Here is a 460-nt window from a genome sequence, read left to right as displayed (position 1 = left end):
CCTGCAGGTAGGCGACCGTCACGTGATCCTCGCCGCTGAGTTCGGCGCCCGACCAGGTGAAGTACGTCTCCGCCCCCGGCAGGCGGTCGCGGATCTCACCCCAACGGGCAACCAGCTTCTCGTGCAACGAGTTCCACTGATCATCCTCCGGATAGACGTCCGTCTTCCAGTGCCACTGCAGGATCGCCGCCTCCAGCAGTGTGGTCGGGGTGTCGGCGTTGTACTCCAGCAGCACCGGCGGCCGGCGGCCGTCGTAGCGAAGATCGAAACGGCCGTACAGGTGCGGATCACTGCGCCGCCAGGACTTCTCGATGTGCTCCCAGCTCCATTCGGGAAGCCCGAAGTCGCGGTAGCGCCCGGTCAGTACGACGTTCTCGACGGCCTCCAGGCACATCGAGTGCAGCACCTCGACGGAGGCCTCGATCGACAGCACCTCGTCCATGTCGAAGACGTAGTGCAC

At 65.2% G+C, this 460-nt stretch carries 1 protein-coding gene; it reads right to left on the bottom strand.

Annotated features, from left to right (window positions below; genetic code table 11):
* A partial coding sequence (locus RNB18_RS51765; RefSeq protein ID WP_311721028.1) for a glutathionylspermidine synthase family protein occupies positions 1-460 on the bottom strand: 460 nt, incomplete at both ends.

The organism is Streptomyces doebereineriae, assembly GCF_031845645.1.
Taxonomy (GTDB): domain Bacteria; phylum Actinomycetota; class Actinomycetes; order Streptomycetales; family Streptomycetaceae; genus Streptomyces; species Streptomyces canus.
Note: the sequence above shows the minus strand (reverse complement) of the source record. Positions and strands in the feature narration are given on the sequence as shown.